We start from the raw sequence: 1,127 nt of genomic DNA, 5'->3' as shown, positions 1-1,127 counted from the left end.
CTCATAGGCTAATTGATAAAGGCTGTCTTTCCAGCGCTCCATATGGCTTAGAATTGCTTCTCTATTTTGAATAAGTAGGTTAGCGCAGTGATTGCCAAATTCGAGATAGGGAAGCAACCAGAGATGCTCTAATATATCCTGATAGATCGAGCAGATAGGAACTATAAGTTTAAGTTCGTTGGATTCTAAATTTGCCACAATGATTGTACTGACGATTTCTTCAAGTTGAATGAGTTGTTGAGCTTGATTCTCCTGGATATCGTACAAAAATGTTTCAAAATCAAAAAGAAGTACTAGTTTTTGTTCTATCAAATTTTGTACTTCTTCTATCTCTAATTTTAGCAGGCGACATAAACATTCACGCTTGATACCAATATCTTCTAAACGATTAATTTCTTCGAAGAGCAATTTGGCACTGACGAGTATATTCTCTTCTATTTTGGAATTTGTTTTATAAACCTCAACTAAACCGTTTACTTGATCTAATATAGATATTTGCGAACTTTGGGAAAAAGGAGAATAGTAAGGATTGTTGAATTTAACTGATTCTACATTCATAACTTATCTACTTATATAAATAAATTGTTAAAACCTTTTATAATTATTATTTTAAATAATAAAAATATTAAAAACAATTAATATTTATATTATGAAATAATTTAAAATAAATTATAAATTTATATAAATAGTCAATTTAAAATAATGTGATTTATTTAAAAGAACATTAAAAATGAAACAAATTTTTAAAAATTTTATAGAATAAAAAAATAAACTAAATGTAAATTAATTAAGAATTCCTAACTTTTTATTCATGTAGGCCTGATAAGAAAAGAGCTCCCCATAGATGAGGTTTTTCCCGTTTTTGCTCAATCGCCACCAGCATGGCTTTTTGCAAAGCTCTGGCCTTATTTAGCTTTTCTACTCCTGTTCCTAACAGGTGGCGATAAAATGTGTCAACCATCTGAAGGGTTAGATTACTATCTGGCAGACGCCAATAAGTCGCGACCGTTGATAGGGCTCCTGCGGCAAGAAAGGACCAGACAGGACCAACGCTTCCTTCCCTGTGAAGCTTGCCTCTACCGGAGAAACAGGCGCTCATAAAAACCAACTCTGAGTGAAGAGTAAGC

1 protein-coding gene and 1 pseudogene are annotated in these 1,127 nt (G+C 32.4%); both read right to left on the bottom strand.

The genetic code is table 11. From position 1 onward, the window contains the following. Window positions 1-558: pseudogene (locus BU804_RS07985) on the bottom strand (hypothetical protein); the annotation flags it as partial. Between the two features lie 247 nt (window positions 559-805). Further along, window positions 806-1,127: CHAT domain-containing protein (locus BU804_RS07980; RefSeq protein ID WP_143298960.1), on the bottom strand; the 322-nt coding region annotated here is incomplete at its 5' end.

The organism is Candidatus Protochlamydia sp. W-9, assembly GCF_001950615.1.
In the GTDB taxonomy this organism is placed as follows: domain Bacteria; phylum Chlamydiota; class Chlamydiia; order Chlamydiales; family Parachlamydiaceae; genus Protochlamydia; species Protochlamydia amoebophila.
The sequence above is the reverse complement of the archived record's forward strand: the minus strand, read 5'-3'. Positions and strand labels throughout refer to the sequence as shown.